The sequence below is a fragment of the Thermoanaerobaculia bacterium genome, from assembly GCA_035593605.1.
GTDB lineage: Bacteria > Acidobacteriota > Thermoanaerobaculia > UBA2201 > DAOSWS01 > DAOSWS01.
Genome location: DAOSWS010000002.1, coordinates 193,857 through 218,775, shown reverse-complemented (window position 1 = coordinate 218,775; position 24,919 = coordinate 193,857). Strand labels below are relative to the sequence as shown.

Genomic DNA, 24,919 nt, shown 5'->3' with positions numbered 1-24,919 from the left:
CGATGAAAACACCAGGATTATCCTTGTATTTACTTACTCTGACGCGGGTTTCGCGGCGCGTCGGGAAAGCAAGAGCTCCACGGCCCCAAAGAGACCAAAATAGAGAAATCCAAAAGCCAGAACCCTCTGAGGATGCTCCACCCATTCCCCTGACATTTCAAAGCCCTGGGCTGCGACAACCCTCTCGGAAACACCCAGCGCGGGAATGGGAAGTAACGTTGTCACAATGGCCAAAACCACGTAAAGAAAGACACCCAGAACCCAGTCCATCTGCATTCTTGATTTTGCTTCCTCGCTTAAAGGACCCGTAAAGACCACCATGATTCGGTTAAAGGAGAGGCACCAGAAGGCGATCAGGGGCCACCAATCTCCATACGCAAGGGAAAAGGCACCGGCAAAGAGAGAGTAAAAAAGAACAAGTCCCAGAAAACGGATGATCTTCTGGACCTTTGTTGTCCTGGAAAGAACAACGAACCCCATGAACCCGGCGGAGTGGACTACGATAAATTCCAGAAGCATGAGAAAGAGGGCGTATTTCACCGCCTGTTCCCCGAAGGAAAGGGGAGAAATCCAGGTTATGAGGAAAAAGAGGGACAATGCGAAAAAAGGGAAAGCCGATAGAAAGTAGCCTATCATGATCTCCCTATTGTATTCGATAATATGGATTTACAAACAGCAACAACGATCTATCAGGAAGCCTTCATCGCCCGTTTCCGGTCATTGGCATTCAGAATCATTTTCCTCAACCTGATATTTTTGGGGGTGATTTCAATCAGCTCGTCATCCGCGATGTACTCCAGAGCCTGCTCGATGCTGAACTGCCGCGGAGGAGTAAGCTTGACGGCATCGTCCGAGCCTGAAGCGCGCATATTGGTCAACTTTTTGGTTCTGCATACATTGAGAGGAAGATCCTGATCCTTATTATTCTCACCCACGATCATTCCCTCGTACACCTGGACGCCGGGACCGATAAAGAAGACACCGCGATCTTGGAGGTTATCCAGGCCGTAAGCGACCGAGACGCCCTGTTCCATCTGGATCAGCACACCCCTGCTCCGCGTCGGGAGATCTCCCTTGTAGTCGTCATAGCCTTCAAAATACTGGTTCAGAATTCCCGTTCCCCGGGTGTCCGTTAAAAACTCACTCCGGTATCCAAGCAGTCCCCGGGAAGGAACAGAAAACTCCAACCGGGTATAACCCGCAATCCCCTGATCCATCTTGATCAATTTTCCCTTCCGGATGCCCATCTTTTCGATCACGGGCCCGATATACTCGTCGGCGACGTCAACAATGGCCCGTTCGATGGGTTCCATCTTTTTCCCGCTGATTTCTTTAAAGATGACTTTCGGCTTGGACACCTGGAACTCATACCCTTCCCGCCGCATGTTTTCTATGAGGATCGCAAGCTGGAGCTCTCCCCTGCCCTTGACGATGAAGGAATCGGATGTTACTCCCCTTGTGATGACAAGGCTCACATTGGACTGCCGCTCCCGTTCCAACCGTTCCCAGAGGTAGTTGGAGGTCACCCATTTCCCTTCCTGTCCCATGAAGGGTGAATTATTGGCTGAAAAGGTCATCGCAATTGTCGGCTCATCGATGGTGATTCCGGGGAGAGCCTCCGGAAACTCAGGATCCGTGATGGTCTCACCCACATCGATATCCCCCTGACCTGCAATGGAAACGATATCACCAGCCCGTGCCTCCCTGAGCTCATTTCGTTTCAAGCCTTCAAAGGAAAAAATCTGGGTCACCTTGAACTGGTTCTGTCTACCGTTTCTGGCAATTCGAACCATGGTCATCCCCTGCTGTACGGTACCGTGATGAATTTTCCCCGTTCCCAGACGTCCCAGGTAAGAATCGTACTCAATCGCGGAAACCAGCATCTGAAAGGGCTTCAGGGGATCGCCTGAAGGCTCCTCTCCATACTTGATAATCGCATCAAAGAGAGGCTTGAGATCATGGGTTGCCACATCCAGATCCAGTGTGGCCGTGCCGGCCTTCGCCGAGGTATAGATCGTGGGAAAATCAAGTTGCTCCTCTGAGGCATTCAATTCCACAAAGAGATCAAAGACCATGTTCAGGACATCGTACGGCCTGCAATTGGGCCGATCGATCTTATTGATGACCACGATAGGTTTCAACCCGAGTTCCAATGACTTTTTCAAAACATATTTTGTCTGGGGCATGGGGCCCTCAAAGGCATCCACCAGCAGGAGCACCGAATCCACCATTTTCATGATCCGCTGGACTTCTCCCCCAAAATCCGCATGGCCCGGTGTATCTACGATATTGATCTTATACCCTTCATAGATCACGGATGCATTCTTTGAAAAGATGGTAATTCCCTTTTCCCGCTCCAGGTCATTCGAATCCATAACACGATCCGTGAGAAGCTGGTGCGCTTTAAATACACCCGTTTGCCTCAGCATGGCGTCGACGAGCGTCGTTTTCCCATGATCGACGTGGGCAATAATTGCGATATTCCGTATCTGTTTCATAGTACTCAAGCGTGACCTCCGGGACATACAATTGCAGCTGGCACAGGAACGCAGGGTTGCGCACCTTTGGTTGTAGAGAGTGATAGGGACAAGGCAGAGTCAACTGCTCTGGAAGGCATCAGGGACGACTTCGGCGATCCGGCTCCTACAATTGCGGCGCGTATCATACCATAAAGAAAAGTTTCAGGCTCTTCGAGGAGGTCCAGTCAATCGGTTCATGTCTTCTGAAAACTCAGACGCTGGATTTTCACTGAATACGATTACTTCAAGATTCTTACTGATAATCTGGATGTTTTCCCATCTCCGATGGGATAAATCACACCCCTCATGTAAAGCCACGACAGCGGCGGGCGCGTTCGATTGCCTCTCTCCGCTGGTCCTGCTCGTAATGACATTGCTTGTATTTCTTTCCGCTCCCGCACCAGCAGGGTTCGTTCCTTCCGGGCAGGACGGCGGGGGGCGTTTCGGAGGTAAAGATGCTCTTGAAAAACTTCATGACTATATAGTATTACAGTGCAACTCAAATGTCAAGGGGGAAGAACCCATTTTCCGCAAGGGACAAGTCAATTTATAATAAACATCAGCACATTTCCAGGAGAGGTTCGTCCATGCCGAACGAAACACGATACCTTCGATGAGTGATCTCACAATCCGCCCCATGCAGCGATCAGAATTCGATATTCTAGTGGAATGGGCGGCAAAAGAGGGATGGAACCCTGGTCTCCACGATGCGGAGATTTTCTGGGATGTCGATCCGGATGGTTTTGTTACTGCTGAATTCAACGGTGAGATGGTTGGGGGAGGGTCCATCATAAGCTACGGGGGAACGTTTGGATTCATGGGATTCTTCATTATGCGACCAGATTTCCGCGGAAAGGGATATGGAAACCTCCTCTGGAACTGGCGGAGGAATCACCTCCTTTCCCGTCTTAAGGAACCCAAAATCATCGGGATGGATGGTGTCTTCACGATGCAGTCCTACTACGCAAAGGGAGGGTTCACCTTTCACTACCGAGGTCTCCGTTTTGAAGGATCGGGGTATGCCCACTCATGCTCTGCCGATATCATTGACCTGACTGACGTCTCTTTCCCCGTGGTTGAACAGTATGACCAGAACCATTTCCCGGCCAAACGAAAAGAATTCCTTGAACGTTGGATCCGGCCCGAAGGCGGACACGCCGTCGGGATTCTAGATGGTGATTTTCTCTTCGGGTACGCTGTTCTTCGCCCCTGCCGGTTGGGATATAAAATCGGTCCCCTCTTTGCGGACAACCCGGTAATCGCGGAAAAACTTTTTCAGACTCTTTCTTCCAGAGTCCCGGGCGAACCCATCTTCCTGGATGTTCCCGAGATCAACCCGGAGGCTCTCGTCCTTGCCAGAAACCATGGAATGAAGGAAGTCTTTGGCTGTGCCCGTATGTATTACGGCTTCAGGCCGGAGCTTCCTATGCATGAAATTTTCGGGATTACCACCTTCGAACTGGGGTAATTTCCGAGTGTCTATCCGATGATGCATGTATGGATCACGACACTATGAAGCAACCCGTTTTCCACCTTTGAAAACGGGCACCCTGCGTGATCAAGACGGATAAGAAAGGTTAACTCTAACCCCCGGGCACTGAAGTCGCTCTCGCATGAGTGTGTATAATGCTAAGTGATCGAAAAGATCAGCCCTGGAAGGAGATCCCATGTATGAGAGTTACCGCACTTATTCCAATCGTGTAAACAAAGTCCTGGATCCGCATGGTCGACGGACAGCGAAGCTGTGTCTGACTCCGTTTTCATTTGACCGTGTCTTCTGGAATTCAATGGACCGCGTCACCCGTGCGTATGCACATTTGCTTGAATTCGTTTTTCAGAAATTCCCCACAAGTAAAAATATTCAAGAAGTTCTTGAATATCCGCACGATCTCGAGCATTTCCTGAATTCACTACATATCTATCCTAGAAATCTTGCCGCCGCAAGAATTGACATCTTTCTCACGAAAGAAGGATTCAGGATGGTGGAATCCAACACGGAAATCCCCGGGGGAAACGAGGAGAGTTATTTTCTCGAGCAGGAGTACCTGAAGTCCTTAACCGCAGACAACTTCCATGCTGTTGAACGAATGGAGATCGTATATAACACCCTGATGGCCTACTATTCAGTACAGGCGGAATATTTTCATCTGCCGGCCAAAGAAAGCCTGACGATTTACCTGGCCCAATGGCAGTCGGAAATCGATCGAATTCGGGGAGAGTACAACATTCTGATGGATTACATCCGAAACAAGGGCCATCGATGCGACGTCATCGACCCCAATAAAATCCAGATTCGGGCCGGAATGGCATTCTCGCCGGAGGGTGAGAGAATTGATCTAATCTATCGGCGTTTCACCTCCGATGAGCTGCCAAAGTTTGCGGATAAATCATGGCAGATGGCTGTAGACTGGGATCACGCCAGCGTTGCAGTGGTGAATCCATTCTGTACAAAACGTGTCGATTCGAAAAATATCATGGTCCTTTTCAAGGATGAGGAATATTCTGACGTATTTCCGGATCATCTGCAGGAGGATCTGGAGATTGTCCGTGCCATCATCCCCTGGACGAAAAAAATCAAGGACAGGATTATCCTGAAAGACGGATCGGAATGTGATGCCCGTTCCTACTTGATAAAAGAGCGGAACCATCTGGTGGTAAAACATGCCAACGCCTATTCTTCCGCAGCCGTGTATATCGGAGAAGATGTGAAACCCGGTCCCTGGTCTGACATCGTGGATGAATCCCTGAGGGGTGACTGGATTGTGCAGGAGAAGATTGAGCTCCCCGAGATCGACCTGGAATACTTTGAGGACGATCAGGTAAAGACCGTTCGCTGTATCTATAACATCAATCCCTACATCTATGATGGAAAGCTCGGGGGTTTTCTCGGAAGGGCTTCAACGGACAAGCTGACATCGTTTAAATCCGGAGAGATTGCCATGGTCATTCCCTGCTTTGAAACAGAAAGCCCCCGGGAAAGCTGCTGACATGAACGCTCCTCTTCTCGTATCCGTACCCCATGGCGGCTGGAGGGTTGCAGAAGAGATAAAAAATATCTGGGCGCTGAAAACAAAAGACGCTTTTCATGATGGAGATCCCTTCACCTCAAGGATCTATGATTTTTCGGACAGGGTAGAAGTGCACCTGGTGATGGAGTATTTTCGTGCCGTAGTGGATCTGAACCGCAGACCGGATGATATCGCTCCCGCCAATCCGGATGGCGTAATTAAATCGCATACCTGTTACAACATTGAGGTCTATCAGCCTGACTCCCTTCCCGACGAGGCTCTGAAAAAGATACTTTTGGAGCGGTACTATTTTCCCTACCACGCCCGGCTCGACAAAGCCATGTCCCGCTCTGACATCAAGCTGGGTGTGGATTGTCACAGTATGGCGGCCGTCGCCCCCCCCATCGAGGCAAATGCCGGGGAACCCCGGCCCCTGATCTGCCTGGGAAACCTGGGAGGGGCCGATGGGCACGAGGCACCGCCCTTTAAACGCCTTACCTGCCCCCCGGATATGCTTCGTTTTATGGCGGATGAGTTTTCCCGCGCCTTTCAACATGAGGACGTGGAACTGGACGTTCCATCCATCGCGAGCATGAATGTCCCTTTCTCCGGAGGGTACATCACACAGCGGGTGGGGGGAGGTCCCATCCCCTTTGTCCAGATCGAGATGAGCCGGGCTCTGTACCTGTCTCCCCCATGGTTTCAGGTAGATTCCCTGGAAATCGATGAAAATCGAATCCGGTATCTGAATGAAAAGGTGTGGTACGTACTCAGCAAAACTCTAGAAAACCTCTAGATCGATCCAGGGACTCCCTGAAATCCAGATTATAAATCCGAATAATCCCGTGTAAATGGGAATTATTTTCGAAAATCGTTGTTGTAAACCTGATGTGAGAATGAGATTCTTTCACAAGGAGATTGTATGGGTACTTTCTTTGCTTTCAGCAGGTGTGCGGTCTTTGCAGGCATCATCTCGAGTATTTTTCTTACTTTCTCTTTTCCACTTCATGGAAGCGAGAATCCCGGGGAGAGCGTTTTCCCGTTTCGGTATTCCGGCCACGCAGTGAATTCTGAAGGACATCCCCTGAATGGGATTTTTCCCGTAGAACTGTCTTTCCATGATCCATCTTCCGGCACGGTCCTCTTTGAAGCCCTGCAGGAGCAGGTGGAAGTTAAAGACGGTCAATTTTCCCTTTCAATAGATACAACAAGCCCTGTTTCAGATGGTTCCCTCAGCGAAGTGTTCCGGAACCATCACACTCTTTATATGCGAGTGACTCTGGATGGAGTTGCCTATGATCCCTGGATCAAGGTTTATCCGGCAGGTCACAGTGAAAGGACCCGTCGCGAAGCGGCTTTGCATGCCGGCCCCGAAGGGAAAAAGGAACCATCCTCCAACGATGATATCGCATCTCGGTGGGAAGGCTGGGATACTCCCGGCGCCGCGACGGCTGTTCAGGCAGCCATCCTGAGACCGGCAGAAAATGACAGCAAACCTCCCATGGAAGCGGACCCCATGAGTTCACCCGCTCCCGATTTCCAGACATCCCCCATGCTGCTGGACGTGATCACCCTTCCACCCTCCATACCTCTGCGTGACATGCCGATGGAAACAGCGACTGATGCGGCAGGTTTCAGAGGAGAATCGGATGAAGAAATCAACCCGGTGCGCCATGGATCCCTTTACGATGATCGTGGTAACCTTTTTGGTACAGCCACACCGAAGATCAACGATTCCCTGGCCAGTCAGTCAAAACCGATAAAACCCTATCTCTTAACCCCGACCGCCAACCTGACCTTTGACGGAATGACGAACATCGCGGGATATTACCCTCCGGACACGACAGGGTATGTCGGCCCCAATCACTATGTTGAGATGATCAACGTGCATCTGGCGATCTACAACAAGTCGGGTACCCTTCTGTACGGACCTTCTCTGATCAGCACCCTGTTTTCCGGTGCAGGGGCACCCTGCCAGGGATCCGACGATGGAGATCCGATCCTTCTTTACGATCAGTTTGCCGACCGCTGGCTTTTAAGTCAGTTTGAAACCACCAATGAATACGTCTGCATCGCGATCTCCCAGACCAGTGATCCGACTGGAGCCTATTACCGATATGCCGTTCCGACCCTTCGCTTTCCGGACTACTTCAAGATCGGCCTCTGGCCCGATCCTAATAACAACGCCTATTTCATGGGAACCAACAGCGGATATCAGAACCAGTATGACGTATACGCCCTGGACCGTGAACGGATGCTGACCAATGGTACCGTCCGCTCGGCCCAGGCGTTCCAGGGCTACGCAAACCTTCTTATGCCTGCGGATATTGATGGGGCCACATTGCCTCCATCCAATTCTCCCGGTCTCTTTTACACGCTCAAGGACGGCGGGGAGCCTTACTTCAATAACCCGACCACAGATCGGATTGAGATCTATGAATTTGACGTAAACTGGAGCACCCCTGCAAGCTCGACCTTCACTCTATCCCAATCCATCACTCCCTCCGACGGATTTGCTGATTTTAACTGGACGGTCTGCGGTTTCTTTGTCAGCAACTGTCTCCCTCAACCCGGAACTTCCGTTCTCATCGACAGTGCCTCCTGGTGGCCCATGCAGAGGCTGGCCTACCGAAACCTGGGCACCCGTGAGTCCCTTGCGGGTACCTGGACCGTGAATGTCAACAGTTCGGGCAAATGGGCGGCTCCCCGATGGTTTGAGCTGTCCCGAACAGGAGGTTCATGGAGCCTTGAGAACCAGGGAACCCAGGCCCCGGATACCACCAATCGTTTCATGGGAAGCGTGGCTCAGGACAGAGACGGCAACCTGGCTCTCGGGTACAGTGTTACCTCCAGCACTGTTTCTCCATCGATCCGGTATGCCACACGGTACGCATCGGATTGTCCGGGCACGCTTCAGTCCGAAGTCACGATGATGACAGGGAATGGATCCCAGACAGGTTCTGCAGGCCGCTGGGGCGATTACACGAACCTTACAGTCGATCCTGCGGACGACTGCACGTTCTGGTATGTCGGTGAATATTACCAGTCCACTGCCACGACAAGCTGGAGAACCCGGATCGGCAGTTTTACTCTCCCCGCCTGCGGAGCTCTCCAGGTGGATCACGGCTGTGATGCCGTGTGCGGGAGCACGACCCCGACCCTGACCTATACGGTCCATGTCGATGATTTCCGTTTTACCGGACCTGTAACTTTAGGCCTGACAGGATGTCCCGCGGGGGCAACCTGTTCGTTCCAGACCAATCCTGTTACAGCTCCCGGTTCAACGATTATTACGATCAGCGGTCTCGATGGCATCACCGCCGGGACCTACACACCAACCGTCACTGGAAACGATGGGATCTATTCGGCGGATCTTCCGGTCACTCTCAGTGTGGAAGCGGCTCCCGGGGCTTTTTCTTTGTCATCCCCATCCGACGGAGCCGTGGATCAGTCTTTGAATCCAACTCTGTCCTGGGGATCATCCAGCTCGGCAACCAGCTATCTGCTTGAAATCTCCGATACGATTGACTTCTCCTCCATTGTCTATTCCACAACCCTTACCGGGACCAGTATTGCGATTCCCTCATCCCTTACATCGGGGACCGTATATTACTGGCGGGTCACGGCGGAAAACAGCTGCAATCCGAGAACGTCCTCCACCTATCGATTCCGGACCGTCCTTGTAGGTGGAGGTACACCGGTTTGTACTTCCCCCAATATGGCGATCCCGGACAATAACACGACTGGAGCAAACTCCACATTGTCTCTTTCTGTTCCGGGGAACCTTGTGGACCTGGACATCACGATCACAGCGACCCACACCTGGGTGGGAGATGTCATCTTTAGACTTACGAATCCATCTGCAACCACTTCGGTGACCGTGTTCGATCGACCGGGCGTCCCTGCCTCCACCTATGGTTGCTCCGGGGATAACATCGACACGCACCTGGACGACGAAGCCGCAAACGGTTCAGTGGAAAACGTTTGCCAGGGGTCAACCCCCACGATTGATACAGGCCCCTATACTCCCAACAACCCTCTCAGCGCCTTCGACGGCCAGGCCGCATCCGGAACATGGACCCTGAACGCCAGTGATCGTGTTGGTTCGGATACGGGTACTCTGAACACATGGTGCCTGATTCCCATCGTTCCATCATCCGAATCCCCTGTGGACGAAGTCTCGGCACCTCCCGCCGATCCGCCTCTGTACGCCATGAAGAACGGTTCTCTGGTCGATCTGGAATTCGGAGATGTGGGAGCCCTCAACTACAACATCTACATCGCCAACAATCCTCGAAATTCAGCTACCAATCTTTTCGACTCCAACGGCTCAAACGGGAAATCCATCTGTAATGCAAATCCGGGCCTTTCTACAGGCGGTAACCGTCTTGCATCGGGCGTGGACCCCTCTCTTCCGACGGAGACAGGAGCCTGGTTTTTCCTTGTGACTGCAGATAATGGAATTTCGGGTACGGAAGGTAGTGCCGGATTTGACTCGATCCCGGCCGAACGCGGCATGACGCAGTGGTGCCCGTACCATTAAGGATCTACACCTTCCGAAACTTACGATTCGCAGGAAGATCAGCACAGAATTCGTTGACTGAGATATCAGAATTCATTACAATAGGCCGTTTTGTTTAACGATCATTGTTTTTCTCATGCTGAGAAGTTGGAGGGTGCCTCGATCACGGTTCCGGAGTCCTGGCGATGAAGCGGATTCGGGTTCTATTTCAGCTCGGAATTGTGATCGCAGCGGCGGTTACCGGGATCCGCTTCTCCCTGGGTCATTCCCTGACTTCCGTCGAAAAGTACTGTCCCTTCGGCGGCCTGGAAACGGCCTATGCTCTCTTTACCCGTCAGCGCTTCACCTGCGCGGCAGGAGAACTGAACCTCGCGCTTTTTCTTTCTCTGATCCTTCTGACCCTTCTGGCCCGAAAGGCCTTCTGCGGGTGGGTCTGCCCGGTAGGCGCTCTTTCGGAGTGGACGGGAAAGATGGGAAAGCGCTGGCTCCGTTATCCTTCATTCGACGGCCTCTGGAAGATACCAGAGAAAACTCGTCGCGTGTTTCAGGTTGTCCTTCGGACGATCGTGATTGCAGCAGTCCTGGCCGCCACATGGACAACGGGAGAGCTGGTTTTTCGCGGGTACGATCCTTATTACATCCTCTTCTCCGTTCACGGGCACGATGTGCGGATGTGGAGCTACATCATCCTGGGAGCACTCCTGGGAATCGGCGTGATTATGCCCATGGCATGGTGCCGTTTTCTCTGTCCTCTGGGTACGGCGCTGTGGCCCGTCTCAAAGATCGGCTTCCTCCGCCTGCGTCGCTCCGAAAACGCATGTACCGGGTGCGGAGCCTGTGATGAAGCCTGTCCCCAGTCCCTCACCATCGCGACAGTCCCTGAAGTGCGTTCCGGAGAGTGCACGCTATGTCTGGAATGTACCGATGCCTGCCCCTCCCCCGGAGCCCTGGAACTCTTTACGAACGGTAAAAAACCATGAGGGTTCCGACCTGGGTACTGCCCTTTCTGATCATCCTCTGTGCCGGGATCGGGATCGGAGGCGCCCGTCTCCTGGTGATGCCCAGTGTGGTGAAAAACTACGCTTCCCCACCGGCCGGCGCGTCCCTCGCGACCACGATTCTCGTTATCGATGGGCTGAAATGCGTGGATACGGCGGAGCGGGCGGCGGGACAACTTGAGGGTGTCCCCGGAGTTGTATCCTTTACCGCCTTTGCTTCACGGAACCGTGCCGAGATTGTCTTCGACTCCAACATCTGCACTGTAAATGACATCATCAACGCCATCGAGGGGCCCGTGTACAACGCATCAACCGGAGAGTTTCTCTTTGGTGTCTATCGCATTGTAGAAGCAGATGGTGTACAATACGCCGCAAAATAAATGCTGTCGAACAATATTTTCTGGAGGTTGCACATGTCTTCAAAGTCTGTAGCTTTCTTTCTTTTCATTCTGATCGCTCTCGTGGGAATCCTTCCCGCCGGTGACGCCAAGGCACCTGAAACCGCCGTTTTCCAGGTTCAGAACCTGAAGGACGAAGCCGTGGTCAAGAAGCTTACCCAGTCCCTTGCAACGATCGAAGGCGTGGTTTCCGCAAAGGCAGATGCAGAAAACAGCCAGTTCCTCGTCACCTTCGAACCGGCCAAGACCAATCCCGAAGCTCTGACGCAGGCGCTGACAAAGATTGACCCGCAGACGAAGCTCGAAAAGGTTCAACCGGCCGACGCCAACGCCGCGAAGCACGATTGCGGAAAGTGCCCCAGCAAGGACAAGTGCGCCACAGACAAAGCCAAGGAGCACCACGAAGAAGCAAAGAAGTAAGTTCACCCATCATGGCGGTTTCCGGGTAAGGGAGCCGCAATAGAATCACAATCAATCACACCCGGTAGCAGCAATTACCGGGTGTGATTGATTTTCAAGTCGTAATTTTTTCTTCTTCCACCACCCCGTAATATGATTAAGTGAACATAAAAGAGTGGCGAATCATGCACCTCCATGAGGGTATCACAATGTACGGTGCTATCATACAGTGTGCGAATACGCGAAAGATCCCTTTTCCCTAAACAACTTAAGCCATTCAGGCATGCGTTGATAATGGTTGCCGCTTGGTTTTGGATTGCGTCATTGGCGCTTTTTCATTATCTTCAAGAAATTGGTTTGCTATATTCTACCCAAGGGTACGATTTTTCCCCTGAAACAGTCGGATTGGTTCTTAATACATCTTTTCTTCTCTGGGTATTGAGTTTGTTTCCTGCTCTATGTTGTAGCATGGCATTTCTCGTCTACGCATGGCCACGTAAGCAAGGGGAAGAAGAGACTCTTATTACATCGAGAAATCTAGAACGCGCCAATATTCTTGGTCTTCTTTTGATTTCCATTTTCATTTATATCTTTGTCTACAGGCTGATCACAATCTGGACGATCCTAGGTGGTGTCGGGTGGAAACATTCAACAGTGTTTAAGAATCTCCACTGTTTTCAGGGAAAGGTTACAGAACCATTCGATCGTCTTATATGGATCGTTCTTCTTACTTTGATTATAGTATTTTTATCAAGCTTCTCTCTGCTAAAGCGCAAGACGCGATTCTCCCTGGCCGTTCTGGCCATATATCTGACTCCAGTAGTCCTGTTGGGTATACTGACCCCACTTACATTTCCTAATGTTCTTCTTCGTCCTGTCCTACATGAAAATGTATTGCGCGACATTAGTACCAATGAAACATGGGAAAAATTACTCAAGTACGGGAAACCAACGGATGATATGGGCTTAAAAATACTACGCAAGTACTGGCTGACTTTGGGTCCAGAAGGAAATTATATGCCCACAATGGAAGTCAGTCGAACATGGGGGAACAAACGTTGTACTTTATGTCTTCCACCCGTCACAGGTTTCTTTACATACAGAGGCATCACAATCGATTTGAGACAATCGAATCCTGTAGAGAACGAGCCTGACCTGATCATCGAGATCATTGCATCGGGAAAGGTCATAAAGTATTATCACCCTGAAGAAATCCCGGTTATTCAAGAGATTGGATGGGAGGAAAGAATGAATATAGATCCGTTCCCGTCCTGGGTCATCCTGAAAGCGGATGCTACACTCTCCTACATCAGAATACTGGAAACCTTTGACTTTCTGGCATCACGGGGTGCTACCCGAGTGACTCTAGCTGCATTGCCTGTTGCCTTTGTGGATATGCCAAAACATGTTCCCCTGGTGGAGATTACAGATCATTCGGATCTTCAGAATTTTGAACCGTCGTCTGTTCAAGGGGGATCAATCAGGATCTTTGTAACAAAGTCAGGTTCTTGCATGGAGGGAGATTTATTACTCCTAAGGAGGCAGGAACGTGAAAAACAATTCCCATCCCCTGGAGATGTTACCAATAACGTGTCCATCAAAGTGAAATCAAAGTTTGAGTATCAAAGTCTCATAATCAACCTGGAGCGAGCTATGGTGGGGGGAGCCAGACATATTGTCTTGCTACCGGCGAATTGATCTCTTGATATTTTTGACATAAACGACCAACGGATTTCTTTTTGATCTTCCTCGGCTGGGAGCTCAATAACTCAAACTTGATCTCACCATTTTGCAGGCAGGCTCCCGTATCCGGCCATCCTGAAGCCGTGTTCCGAATCGAAAGTTTCAATATCGTTCCTCTTCCTCCTTTGATACAATCGAACTGCATGAATTCATTGAACCAATTTTTTATTACAGTTCGAGCAACCTTCGTTCTACTCGGAATTTTACTTATCTCGGGATGTGAAAGGGATACTCAAACAGAGCTGGTCATTCCGGCCCTGCCGCCCCAGGTGGATGCCGTGCAGATCGGGATGACACGGGATGATCTTTACGGCCTGAACAAGCGCTGGTCTGGACCCGGGGAAGGTGTCATGCGGCCCTCTGCGGGTGATCAGTGGGGATTTATGGGATTTCCCAATCTTCCGCCGGGTATTGCCCTGGGCGATCCCATCATGATTTACGGGACCTGCCAGTTTGGTGACACGGGAGGACTGATCTATTTTTCCATCAACGCAGGCCCGGAGGTTTCCGGTCCCAGAATCAAGCTCCCCGGGCTTATGGCTGCCAGAGAACTCTGTGCTTTTTCCGTCTCATCCTGCACTTTCCAGGAGATCGAGGAGGAGCTGGGAAAGGGTCTCCGGGTGGGTCGTTCTCTCACTCCGGAGATGGAGACCGAGACGTGGAGATGGTCCGGCGCCGGGGATGGGATCGTAACTCACCTCGACGCGGAAGTGAACACCCGCACCGGTAATCTGGTTCGTCTGGAATTTACCCGATAAGACATGATCGACAGGAATGAATTGAGAGATCAAGAAATCAAGAAACTATTTATATAATTCTCAGGTCCCATGCGGAGCAAATCCTGACGATCATTAAAACCAATGAAATTTTTTGATGCATTCTTGGGATATAGATAGGATGCCTTCTGGGCTCCTCTCATCGAAGAGAGATCAGATAAAAGGGAGGACCTTCAAAATGACCACATTGAGCAAAGAATCGTGCGAAGCGTGCCGGGCCGATGCTCCGGTCGCAACCCGGGAGGAAATGGATCGCCTCCTGCCCCTGATTCCTGAATGGACCGTCGTTTCGGAGGAAGATATTCCCCGATTACAGCGGACCTTCACATTCCCGGATTTTGCAGAAGCCCTGGCCTTTACCAACCGTGTCGGCGACATCGCGGAACAGGAAGGCCACCACCCGGCACTTCTGACCGAGTGGGGAAAGGTGACTGTCACATGGTGGACACACAAGATCCGGGGCCTCCACAGAAACGACTTCATCATGGCTGCAAGGACGGACGAGGTCTACTTGTCACGCTAGGAAACGATCCCACAACGCCTGTTCCTGTCCGGCACCTGATCTCCATGTCATCCTGATCCCCGGTTCCTCCGTCTTAACGGGTGTAATAGCCACCCTGATCGTGGAGGGATGTGATGAAATGGATGCTCACCCCGTTCTTTTTTTTATCCGCACTTTCCGTACTGGGGAACCCGGTGCAGGTCCAGGACGAGGCGTCCGCCTTTTTTGACGACAGCTTTGTCCATGAAATCCGGATCACCTTTGACAACCCCGATTGGTACCAGGTTCTCTATGCCAGCCATGCCAATGATCCCGAGGACCCTTACTTTCCCGCCCGGCTCTCGTGTGATGGTGTCACGCTCGATCCCGTAGGCGTAAGGTTCAAGGGAAACTCTTCGTTCGGAATTCCGGGGGTAAAGAAATCGATCAAGATCGATTTCGACGAGTACGACGAAGACAACGATGAACTGGCCTTTTTCGGACTTAAGAAGCTGAACCTGAACAACGGATTCAAGGATCCCACCCTCCTTCGGGAAAAGCTCTTCCTCGATTTCACTTCAAGTTTCATGCCCGCCATCCGGGCAGTCCATGTTCGTGTCTATATCAACGACATTTACTGGGGGCTGTACACGGCCGTGGAGCAGGTGGACAAGACCTTTGCGCAGAGCCGGTTCGGGGAAAGTGAAGACGGAAACCTCTTCAAGGCCGCAGCCAGCGATGACCTGGACGCCCCCCAGAGCGATTTTGGTTCCGACCTGACCTGGGAAGGATGGGACCCCGATCCCTACCATGATCACTACCAGCTGAAGACTAACGAGGAAGCGGACGATTATAGCGGACTGATTGAATTTATCGATGTCCTGAACCATGCGGATCCCGGGGACCTTCCCTTTCGGCTCGATCCGATCTTCAACACCCGGATGGCCCTGATTTCACTGGCTCTGAATAATCTCTTTGTCAACCTGGATGCCTACAATGGATCCGCACACAATTACTTCCTTTACGATCGTGATGACACAGGCCGTTTTGTCCACCTTCACTGGGACACCAACGAAGCCTTCGGCCGATTCCTGATGTCCGTGACCCCAGGTGAGGATCCCCTCGAGATGGACCCGTTCTGGCTCCCCTCCCCGATCGGCCCTCCCGGGCAGACCGTGGCCCAGGAGCGCCCTCTGATGGAAAATCTCTGGGCCAATCCCGGATTACAAAACCAGTACCTCTGCGATCTTCAGTCCTTTCTGAACCAGGGTTTTTCCGCCGACCTTTTCGAGGTCCGTATTCATGAGCTGGCGGATTTAATCCGGCCGGATGTGTACGCGGATGGAAACAAGATGTACTCCAATGCCGCCTTCGAGCAGAATCTCGCGCAGGATGTCGTGGATGGCCGGGACACGATTTACGGACTACTTCACTTTGTCCAGGCCAGGGCTTCCTTTCTTTCTTCCTATTTGACTTCCACCTCCCCGGCGTGCGGTGGGAACCTGCCGACCATCTCCCATACGGCCCACACACCGGATCCGCCCCAGCCGGGCCAGGCCGTAACGATTACCACACAGGTCACAGCTAGCAGCACGCTTGCAGGCCCTTGCCTTCTTTACCGGACGTTGACAGGAGACTTTGTGTGTCTCACGATGTTTTCTTCGGGAGGGAACCAGTTCCAGACTGCGATCCCCGGGCAGCCGGAGGGAACAACCATTGAGTATTACATCCTGGTCATCGATGAAAACGGAAACCAGTCCCGGGATCCCGAGGAAGCCCCCGAATCGGTTTATTCTTATACTGTGGGGACCTATTCAGCCATCGTTTTTATCAACGAAGTCATGGCAGACAACGATTCGACCATCACGGATCCGGACGGCAACGGAGGATACCCGGACTGGTTTGAGATTTACAACCCTGGCGTATTGGACATCGATCTTGGGGGAATGTACCTCACCGACGACCCCACAGATCCGACCGCGTGGCAGGTTCCTACGGGCGTCGTCGTGGAAGCCGGAGGATTCATCCTTTTCTGGGCGGACAACGACGAGGAGCAGGGCCCGACCCACACCAGTTTCAAGCTCTCCGCCGATGGGGAATCTGTGGGACTTTTTGACACCGACGGCACAACACTGATCGACCTGATCACCTTCGGCCCTCAGTCTTCCGACATTTCCTACGGGCGAAGCGTCGACGGCGGACCGAACTGGGTTTTCTTTGACCATCCGACTCCCGGAACATCCAATGGAGCGGGCAGAAGCCACAACCGCCCCTTCGAGGGTCCATGACCATGGGTATCAATCAGAACCCAGACGTTTGCCAGAACCGGATCGAGTTCAAATTTCCCCTGGAGGAGAATCGAATCGGGGAGCTGAGACACCGCCTGGCGCCTCACGTGGAAGCGGACCCGTACAGTGCCGTACGACCCGATGGCATGTACACTGTGCGCAGTATCTATTTCGACTCCCCGGGCCGTCTCTTTTACTGGCAGAAGATCGATGGATTGAGGGTCCGGAAAAAGATCCGTCTTCGCACCTATAACCATCCAGGAGAAATCGTTCCCCTGATCATGGAAATCAAACACAGGGTGAACCAGCGCATCATTAAGGAGCGGATCCTCTTACCCCGAGAGCGGCTAACTATTCCTGATCTCCTGCTTTGTGCCGTTTCCGAATCCAACGGCACGTGGACCTACCGTAACCACCGGACTCTGGATAAAATCCGATTTCTTGTTCAGCGCCTCAATCTTCGTCCGACCCTTCTCGTCACCTACGAGAGGGAAGCCTATTTCGCAAGGGAAGATTCCAACGTCCGAATCACCTTTGACAGGAACATCCGGACACGGTTTGTGTCGGCGACCCGGGATATCTTCAGCGAATCCTCTATGAACCCCCTCTTCCCCGGCTTTTCGGTCCTGGAATGCAAATTCTGCGGTCTAGTCCCTGGATGGCTGAAAACGGTCCTGGGGGAATGCGGCCTGTTCCGACGATCCGTTTCCAAGTATTGTTCGGGAATTGACCTTTGCGACATGGATCGTCCGGACGCCATTCGATCCACTGCCTGAAGGAGACACCTGTAATGTTTGATTCCCTATTCTCCCTCGTAACCGACGTGAGCGCATACCACATTATCCTCAACATTGCGGCCGCAGCTCTGCTGGGCATCTTTGTCGCTTTTATCTACAGGGCAACCGTAAAGAACGGCCTCCCCTCGATCTCATTGACTCACACGTTAATCATCCTGGCGATGGTTACGGCGATGGTCATGATGGCGATCGGAGACTCCATCGCGCGTGCCTTCAGTCTCGTGGGCGCCCTTTCCATCATCCGATTCCGCACGGTCGTGAAAGATAACCGTGACACGGCATTTGTCTTCTTTGCCCTGGCCGCGGGAATTGCCTGCGGGGTCAGCAGCACACACCTGGCTCTGATCGGGACACTGACGATTGGCCTTCTGATTCTGATTATTTTCCGCACCGGACTCGGACAAAACGGAGGGCGTGATTTTCTTCTCAAGATACGGGCTCAGCCGGATGATTCGGAACACCCGGTCTATCAGTCGACCTTCGACTCCTACCTTGCATCTCACTCTCTACTCCATGTCCGATCGTTTCAGCTTGGGAACATCCTTGAACTGACCTTCCAGGTAAAACTTCGCAGGAAGGAATCCAATAAAGCCCTGGTCAGTGAGCTGTCCACCCTTGAGGGTGTCGAACGGGTTACCCTCATTTCCAGCGAGGAGGATGAGACCCCATAAGCAACCTTGCCGTGCTGTCAATTGACGCAACAAAAGGCGTTATTCTGGCATACATTTTGATTCCTTTTCTTTCCCTGTTATACTTTATCCGTGATTCGGAGGGTTTTTTTCTGCCACACGACTGAAATCGTTTCTTTTTTCCCTGGTCCCAGTAACTTTCTCCATACAACATGAATTTCAAATCACATCCTTATCATGCAGTAAGGAGAACTTTTCAATGATCTGGTGGAGGCATAACATGCGAATAAAACGAAGCGTAATCTCATTTCTCTTTCTGGTGGTTTCTTCCGTGGGGCTCTTTGGCTTTACGCCGAAAAATTCCAACCAGCCCCTGGACCAGGCGGTCTATTCTCAACCCGAAATGAGGGTGGTTCGGACGATCTCACGATTTTCATCCATCGAGGACCGCCTGAACAATGGGACGAGTTATCGATCGATGATGACCGATCTTGGACCTTCCTGGTACGCCTTTGTGGATGAACGGACCGGGCGCCCCTCCCTCATCGAGGGCGGGGCGATTCCCTGGATTCCTGGTCCGGCCAATGATTTCAGCTTTCAGGAATTCATGCCGGGCTGCCAGGATGTTTCCTGTATTCCCCTGGAGAAAGTTGACGCTATGGGACGTGCATTTCTTGCATCGTACCCGGATGTATTTAAGGCTGGAGCGTTTGACCTGATGCCCTCCAGGGATGGATCCGGCCCCGTTGGCAGTTCCATCTACTTTCTCCGGTACTTTGTCTATTACAAGGGGATTCCGGTTCAGGGTGCGTATATTGACTTTCGTCTCAACGGTGGAAATCTGATCCAGGTTGCCATGGACAAGGTTGCGGACATCAATCTTTCCACGATTCCCCAGGTGTCCCTTAAGAACGCATGGGATGTCCTTTACAGCTACCTGGGCGAGTTACCCTCAAAATATGACCATGTTATCGATCCCGGAACCCTAATGATTCTTCCCATAACACCCAGGGGCAAGGATCCCGACGCCTTCAATGGTGCGATCGGAACAGGACTTTCATATACTCTGGCGTACCGGCTGCAATTCACACGGGAGGGCCAGGTTGGGACCTGGGAAGCCCTCATTGACGCCCACACAGGAGAAATTCTCCATTTTGTCGATGTAAACCGCTATGGAAAAGTCCATGGTGTCGTCTATCCGGGCGACGGCCACAACAACGCTGCCGACCGCCCCATGCCCTTTGTTTTGACCAACCTTCCTTCTCCCGACGAATACGCCAGTGCAGGCGGGCTATTCCCCGGCGACAATGCCACCGTGAGCTTTTCGCAGGGAAAGTACACGTGGGTCAACGACAGCTGTGGTTCCACCGATCTGACGACCACGACGGGGGATGCCGATTATCAGGGGAGCGGTGCCGAAACCGACTGTGAAACGCCGTCCCCCAATCCTGGAGAAGCCGGGAACACGATGTCCGCCCGAACGCAGTACTACCATCTGACGATGGTCAACATAAAAGCTCGAAGCTACCATCCCACAAACACCTGGCTCACGACCAGCCATATGAACGTCAACGTCAACCAGGCCTCCTGGTGCAATGCCACTTCCGGGGGCGGCACACTCAATTTTTACCAGTCCGATCCGGCAAATGATTGCTGGAACCTGGGTGAACTTCCCGGGGTTTCCCTCCATGAATGGGGGCACAGCTGGGACGACAATGATGGAGCGGGCATGGACAGCCCTCCTCTCGAGACGCGTGCCGACTGGACCGCAACCCTCCAGACCCACGATTCCTGTTGCGGTCGAGGTGCATTCACATCGGGGAACTGCGGTGGATACGGAGATGCCTGCCTCGACTGTTCGGGAATTCGCGATGGAGATTACACTAAGCATGCAAACAACACACCCTGGACTGCCGCCAACCACGGTACGTTCTGGAACTGCTCGGGAGGCTCGTACTTTGGCCCCTGCGGGCTGGAAGACCACTGCGAGTCCGGGATTTCCACCCAGGCCCTCTGGGAATTTGTCCATACTGATCTTCCCAACCTCTCCGGCATAGATGTAACCTCTGCCTGGCAATTGGAAGACCGTCTCTTTTACGTCAGCCATCCCCAGCTGGGAGACATGTACAACTGCAGCCCCCCCGATTCCGACGGGTGCGGAGGTGTAACCCTGTACACCCTGATGCGGGCGATCGACGACGACGGGGATGGTGTAGGGAACGGTACCCCCCACGCGGAAGCCATCTTCGCTTCTTTAGACCGCCACAACATTGCCTGCGGCAACGCATCGGACCTGGCGAACCAGAACCAGACAACCTGCCCTTCCTTTTCACCGAATCCACCGACCCTTTCCAGTGCGGCGGGGAGCAATTCTGCCGTTTTGACATGGGCATCCGTGGCCAATGCAACCCGATATTTCCTCTATCGAAATGAGACGGACTGCGACGCGGGGTTTACTCGAATCGCCACAATCAACGCACCTGCCACATCCTATACCGACACGACGGTGGTTAACGGCCTTACTTACTTTTACCGGCTTCAGGCCGCTTCGGCATCCGATTCCTGCACCAGTGGCATGAGCAACTGTGAAGCTGTAACGCCGCAACCCTGTGCCGGTGCCGTCAGCCTGGACCGTTCGACCTATAATTGCAGTGATACGATTTCAATTCATTTGCTGGATAGCGATATTTCGGGTACGGGAAGCTACGATGTGACCGTCTGGTCCGATTCCGAGGGTAACTCGGGCAGCCCCGCCGAAACAGTGACTCTTTCGGAATCCCCCGCCAACTCGGGACAGTTTCAGGGAACCGTTCTCACATCGACTTCCACGGGGGGCGGGGATGGAGCCGTGGGAATCGCCGATGGTGACACCATCACGGTGCGCTATGTGGACGCGTCCTATTGCGGCATACCGGATGTCAACGTGGACGCCACCTCTTCCGCAGATTGTATCGGTCCCGTCATTTCCAATGTCCAGGCAACAAACGTCATGGGAACCACTGCCACGATCACCTGGGATACAGATGAGATCTCTTCGAGCGTTGTCTATGTCGCCGAGTTTCCTCCTTCCTGGACCACGACCACCGACACCCTGCTCGTAACCGGCCACACCGTTGATGTCAGCGGTCTGAGCGAGTGTACCCTTTATTATTACTGGGTGGAGTCGACGGATGCGGCGGGGAACACCACCTATGAAGACAATACCGGAAGCTACTACACCTTCACTACGGGCGTTAATGTTCAGCCCACCTACACGGCCACGGACACGCCGGTCACCATTGTGGACAACGCGAGCGTCTTCTCCACGATCGCCGTCCCTGACAACAAGGTCGTCATGGATGTCAACGTAACCCTGACGATCACCCACACCTACGACAGCGACCTGGACATTTACCTTCGCGGTCCCGACGGGACAGAAGTTGAACTCTCCACGGACAACGGCGGCTCCAGTGACAACTACACCAATACCACCTTTGACGACGAAGCCGCCACCCCGATCACCTCGGGTACCGCTCCCTTTACAGGGATCTTCCGGCCGGAAGGGCTCCTATCCATTCTGGACGGAAAGATCGCCCAGGGAAACTGGCAGCTTCGGGTCTACGACGATGCCGGGGGCGATACGGGAAGTATCGAGAGCTGGAGCCTCACGTTGAGTTATCCCGCCCAGTCCTGCGGTCCCCACGCATCCTATTCCGCCCACACCCTGGTCCTGGACTCCTGTTCCGCCGGCGGACCCGGGGATGATGACACGATCTGGGATGCCGGGGAGCAGGTTCAGTTCAGCATGACGATCTACAGTGACGGCACGGATCCCATTACCGGAGTCAGTGCCACGATCACGCCCCTGACGCCAGGAGTCACGATGGTGGATGACACGGCGGCCTACAATAACCTTCCCACGGACACCACGGGCGTATCCCAGTCCCCCCACTTCATAGTCCAACTGCCCGACTCGCTTTCCTGCGGAGACGTGGTGGACTTCCAGGTAGAAATCAACACGAACGAAGGAACCTGGACCGACACATTCTCTCAAGGCATCGGTCAGACGATCCCCGGAGGATTCTCTCTTCTCTCTGAGAATTTCGAGGGAGTCTGGGGGCCCTACGGAAACAACCCGCCGGCCGGATGGACGATTGAAGACCACGGCAGCCAGACACCGGCGGTCTGGGACAACAACGACTGGCATAACTACGCGAAGGGCGGAGCTTACGGTGCGGTTGCCCGTGTCTACTACTCCCCCACCGAGACCCAGAACGAGTACCTGATCACGCCCGCCTTTGACATTCCGTGGGACGCCACAACCGTAAGCCTGCAGTTTGACCACTACTATCAAGATTGGGACACCCAGGATTTTGGGTACGTAGACTACTCATCGGATCAGACATCCTGGACCACCCTGGTCACCTACTCTGCAACAACGGCCGACATGGCCCACGCGACTCTCTCCCTTCTGACGTACGCGGGGGAAACCAACGCCCGGATTCGATTCCGGTATGTTGGGTACTACGGCTGGCAATGGCAGGTGGACAATGTCACCGTATCCGGGACCCGTCCCTCCACCTGCAATATGAACATCTGCGAAGGAACGTGCACCTATCCGAGCGCACCGGCCATCACGGATATCCAGGATGGAGACGCCTGCGCCCAGTCCGGCATAACCATCACCTATACCGCCGGGACCCCTGCCATCCGGCACGATCTGTACGACAACGGTTCATTAGCTGTAAGCGGCTTTCTCTCCGGAGGGATTTACAACCCGGGAGACTCGGCCAGCCACAGTTACACGATCCGTGCCATAAATGGAGCTGCATCCTGCTATACCGAATCGCCGGCGCAGGCGGGACAGGACACGGACGACGGCCCCGGAACTCCCGTCATCCTGTCCATCGTGGATAACGATGTATGTCTCCAGACCGGGATAACCATCAACTTCACCGCTGCTCCCAACTCGCCGGACCGTCACGATCTTTACGTCGACGGAGGACTGGAAGTCAGCGGGTTTACTTCAGGATCCACTTACAATCCCGGCGATTCCCTGCCGCACACTTATGTCATTCAGGCCATAAAGGGCTCCTGCACGATTGACTCCGCTTCCCAATCCTTTTCCGACGCGGCCGGGCCCTGCGCTCCACGGATCATGTACACATCAGGATCGGTCACGTTCACCCAGGTGGAGGGAGATGCGGACACGGGCGCCATGAACCCGGGAGAGAAGTGGCATCTATCCTTCCAGGTTGATAACGTAACCGGAACGGCGGAAGCCATTCTGCCCGCCTACCTGACGATTTCCGCGAACAACGGCGTTTTCCAGGATGATTTTTGCATAAACCCCGTATCGATCCCCGATGGAAACAGTGATGGAGTATTAAGCGTAGGAGAGACGAGTGGACTTATCGAAGCAGATTTAGTCATTCCTGCAGACTGGATGGGGCCCTGTCCCTCTGACATCGAATTTGGTTTTCTCAACAAGGTCCACGACGGGGGTTCAAGCGCCGGTCCCAATGAGGCTGCAGGGAGCGTCACGGTAAGTGAGGTACTTCATCAACTTGGCGTAGTTGTCGCGGGAGGAACTTCAGTCTACAACGGCACCCTGGTGGGGACTCCCGCGGGAGATATTCCCGACAATAACCTGACAGCCTATTACACCGATACGGTCTCACCCACCGAGTCTTCTGCAACGCTTGTGGAACTCTATTTCACCATTGTCCACGACAGAATCGGGGATATCAATAAGGACGGCTTTGCCCAGCTTCGGTTCCCCGATTCCTCCACTCTTGCTCTTACGCCGATCTCAGAGGGCAATCTGATGACTGTAGATATTACCACCCTGTATCAGGGGGATGGGGATTACACCCTGGAGATCGCCGACGGAAAGAACGGAAAAAACGGATACGTTTCTGCATGGAGAATCGAAGTCAGGACAGCCACCACAACAGATTGTTCCGCCAAGGCCGCCGCATCATGTGGCGTGATGGAACCATCCAGAGTAGGATCATCATTCCCCCTCCAGGTGATTTCAAAAGGCGGAAACGCCGTGGAAGTGGAAAAGGTCGCCGGAGCCACAGCCTACAACGTCTATATTGACGCGATCAACGACTGGTACTCTCCGGACGACTCCGGAGCCAGTGTCTGCACGATCACTTCCTGGACCGACAACGGGGACACGGTGATCCTGGATGTGATCATTCCTCCAGATCACTGGGTAACCGTGAGTGCAAGCAATGCCTCAGGCGAGTCCAGCTGCGGTCAGAACTCTGACAATGAGGAGCGCATGGGCATAGGAACCTGGCCCACCTGCCCCCTGCCGTAGAGGAGCTAATGTCGGAATAGGGATACCTGGAGGAACAGTCGTATAACTGTT

17 protein-coding genes are annotated in these 24,919 nt (G+C 53.0%); 14 read left to right on the top strand and 3 right to left on the bottom strand.

All coding sequences use genetic code 11. The annotated features are described in order from the left end of the window. Positions 1-33 precede the first annotated feature (33 nt). From PLD04_01885 to PLD04_01875, 3 genes are all read right to left on the bottom strand, one after another. Positions 34-636 carry a hypothetical protein gene (locus tag PLD04_01885; protein ID HXK67067.1) on the bottom strand — a complete coding sequence of 201 codons (603 nt, stop codon included), beginning with the start codon at positions 634-636 and terminating at the stop codon, positions 34-36. Positions 637-689: 53 nt separating this feature from the next. Continuing rightward, positions 690-2,498, bottom strand: a complete 1,809-nt coding sequence (gene typA, locus PLD04_01880; protein HXK67066.1) for a translational GTPase TypA — start codon at positions 2,496-2,498, stop codon at positions 690-692. 325 nt (positions 2,499-2,823) lie between these two features. Next, entirely contained in the window at positions 2,824-2,994 is a 171-nt protein-coding gene (locus PLD04_01875; protein ID HXK67065.1) for an SEC-C metal-binding domain-containing protein, read from the bottom strand. A 138-nt stretch (positions 2,995-3,132) separates the two neighbouring features. On the opposite strand from PLD04_01875, the gene PLD04_01870 reads away from it, so the two are divergent. The 14 genes from PLD04_01870 (at position 3,133) to PLD04_01805 (ending at position 24,868) form a co-directional block, all read left to right on the top strand. Next, on the top strand, positions 3,133-3,987 hold the full coding sequence (locus PLD04_01870) for a GNAT family N-acetyltransferase (GenBank protein HXK67064.1): 855 nt from the start codon (positions 3,133-3,135) through the stop codon (positions 3,985-3,987). 199 nt (positions 3,988-4,186) lie between these two features. After that, complete coding sequence (locus tag PLD04_01865) at positions 4,187-5,506, top strand: hypothetical protein (GenBank protein HXK67063.1); 1,320 nt, start codon at positions 4,187-4,189, stop codon at positions 5,504-5,506. Position 5,507: 1 nt separating this feature from the next. Then, the gene (locus tag PLD04_01860) at positions 5,508-6,323 is read left to right on the top strand and encodes an N-formylglutamate amidohydrolase (GenBank protein ID HXK67062.1); all 816 of its coding nucleotides are present in this window, start codon (positions 5,508-5,510) and stop codon (positions 6,321-6,323) included. Positions 6,324-6,449: 126 nt separating this feature from the next. Continuing rightward, the gene (locus tag PLD04_01855) at positions 6,450-10,070 is read left to right on the top strand and encodes a proprotein convertase P-domain-containing protein (GenBank protein ID HXK67061.1); all 3,621 of its coding nucleotides are present in this window, start codon (positions 6,450-6,452) and stop codon (positions 10,068-10,070) included. Between the two features lie 164 nt (positions 10,071-10,234). Then, positions 10,235-11,029 (top strand): 4Fe-4S binding protein, encoded by a 795-nt coding sequence (locus PLD04_01850; GenBank protein ID HXK67060.1) that lies wholly within the window; start codon positions 10,235-10,237, stop codon positions 11,027-11,029. Continuing rightward, positions 11,026-11,427, top strand: coding sequence for a heavy-metal-associated domain-containing protein (locus PLD04_01845; protein HXK67059.1), 402 nt, complete (start codon positions 11,026-11,028; stop codon positions 11,425-11,427). Before PLD04_01850 ends, PLD04_01845 begins: the two co-directional genes overlap by 4 nt. A 33-nt stretch (positions 11,428-11,460) precedes the next feature. After that, on the top strand, positions 11,461-11,865 hold the full coding sequence (locus PLD04_01840; GenBank protein HXK67058.1) for a cation transporter: 405 nt from the start codon (positions 11,461-11,463) through the stop codon (positions 11,863-11,865). 273 nt (positions 11,866-12,138) lie between these two features. Further along, complete coding sequence (locus PLD04_01835) at positions 12,139-13,542, top strand: hypothetical protein (GenBank protein ID HXK67057.1); 1,404 nt, start codon at positions 12,139-12,141, stop codon at positions 13,540-13,542. A gap of 188 nt (positions 13,543-13,730) precedes the next feature. Beyond that, positions 13,731-14,345: a hypothetical protein gene (locus PLD04_01830; GenBank protein HXK67056.1), complete on the top strand. Its 615-nt coding sequence runs from the start codon at positions 13,731-13,733 to the stop codon at positions 14,343-14,345. 196 nt (positions 14,346-14,541) lie between these two features. Then, positions 14,542-14,886, top strand: coding sequence for a 4a-hydroxytetrahydrobiopterin dehydratase (locus tag PLD04_01825; GenBank protein HXK67055.1), 345 nt, complete (start codon positions 14,542-14,544; stop codon positions 14,884-14,886). 113 nt (positions 14,887-14,999) lie between these two features. Beyond that, complete coding sequence (locus PLD04_01820) at positions 15,000-17,132, top strand: CotH kinase family protein (GenBank protein ID HXK67054.1); 2,133 nt, start codon at positions 15,000-15,002, stop codon at positions 17,130-17,132. Continuing rightward, a complete protein-coding gene (locus PLD04_01815; protein HXK67053.1) occupies positions 17,129-17,908 on the top strand; it encodes a polyphosphate polymerase domain-containing protein in 780 nt (259 codons plus the stop codon). The genes PLD04_01820 and PLD04_01815 overlap by 4 nt, the downstream gene beginning before the upstream one ends. 14 nt (positions 17,909-17,922) lie before the next feature. Beyond that, the gene (locus PLD04_01810; GenBank protein HXK67052.1) at positions 17,923-18,600 is read left to right on the top strand and encodes a DUF4956 domain-containing protein; all 678 of its coding nucleotides are present in this window, start codon (positions 17,923-17,925) and stop codon (positions 18,598-18,600) included. 238 nt (positions 18,601-18,838) lie between these two features. Further along, complete coding sequence (locus tag PLD04_01805) at positions 18,839-24,868, top strand: proprotein convertase P-domain-containing protein (protein ID HXK67051.1); 6,030 nt, start codon at positions 18,839-18,841, stop codon at positions 24,866-24,868. The last annotated feature ends 51 nt before the right edge of the window (positions 24,869-24,919 follow it).

What these genes read in the sequence shown, in the direction of transcription:
- PLD04_01820 (HXK67054.1), top strand. Translation starts at nt 15,000, where the DNA reads ATGAAATGGATGCTCACCCCGTTCTTTTTTTTATCCGCACTTTCCGTA.
- PLD04_01830 (HXK67056.1), top strand. Translation starts at nt 13,731, where the DNA reads ATGAATTCATTGAACCAATTTTTTATTACAGTTCGAGCAACCTTCGTT.
- PLD04_01835 (HXK67057.1), top strand. Translation starts at nt 12,139, where the DNA reads ATGGTTGCCGCTTGGTTTTGGATTGCGTCATTGGCGCTTTTTCATTAT.
- PLD04_01845 (HXK67059.1), top strand. Translation starts at nt 11,026, where the DNA reads ATGAGGGTTCCGACCTGGGTACTGCCCTTTCTGATCATCCTCTGTGCC.
- PLD04_01840 (HXK67058.1), top strand. Translation starts at nt 11,461, where the DNA reads ATGTCTTCAAAGTCTGTAGCTTTCTTTCTTTTCATTCTGATCGCTCTC.
- typA (HXK67066.1), bottom strand. Translation starts at nt 2,498, where the DNA reads ATGAAACAGATACGGAATATCGCAATTATTGCCCACGTCGATCATGGG.
- PLD04_01855 (HXK67061.1), top strand. Translation starts at nt 6,450, where the DNA reads ATGGGTACTTTCTTTGCTTTCAGCAGGTGTGCGGTCTTTGCAGGCATC.
- PLD04_01805 (HXK67051.1), top strand. Translation starts at nt 18,839, where the DNA reads ATGCGAATAAAACGAAGCGTAATCTCATTTCTCTTTCTGGTGGTTTCT.
- PLD04_01865 (HXK67063.1), top strand. Translation starts at nt 4,187, where the DNA reads ATGTATGAGAGTTACCGCACTTATTCCAATCGTGTAAACAAAGTCCTG.
- PLD04_01885 (HXK67067.1), bottom strand. Translation starts at nt 636, where the DNA reads ATGATAGGCTACTTTCTATCGGCTTTCCCTTTTTTCGCATTGTCCCTC.
- PLD04_01875 (HXK67065.1), bottom strand. Translation starts at nt 2,994, where the DNA reads ATGAAGTTTTTCAAGAGCATCTTTACCTCCGAAACGCCCCCCGCCGTC.
- PLD04_01815 (HXK67053.1), top strand. Translation starts at nt 17,129, where the DNA reads ATGACCATGGGTATCAATCAGAACCCAGACGTTTGCCAGAACCGGATC.
- PLD04_01850 (HXK67060.1), top strand. Translation starts at nt 10,235, where the DNA reads ATGAAGCGGATTCGGGTTCTATTTCAGCTCGGAATTGTGATCGCAGCG.
- PLD04_01825 (HXK67055.1), top strand. Translation starts at nt 14,542, where the DNA reads ATGACCACATTGAGCAAAGAATCGTGCGAAGCGTGCCGGGCCGATGCT.
- PLD04_01860 (HXK67062.1), top strand. Translation starts at nt 5,508, where the DNA reads ATGAACGCTCCTCTTCTCGTATCCGTACCCCATGGCGGCTGGAGGGTT.
- PLD04_01810 (HXK67052.1), top strand. Translation starts at nt 17,923, where the DNA reads ATGTTTGATTCCCTATTCTCCCTCGTAACCGACGTGAGCGCATACCAC.
- PLD04_01870 (HXK67064.1), top strand. Translation starts at nt 3,133, where the DNA reads ATGAGTGATCTCACAATCCGCCCCATGCAGCGATCAGAATTCGATATT.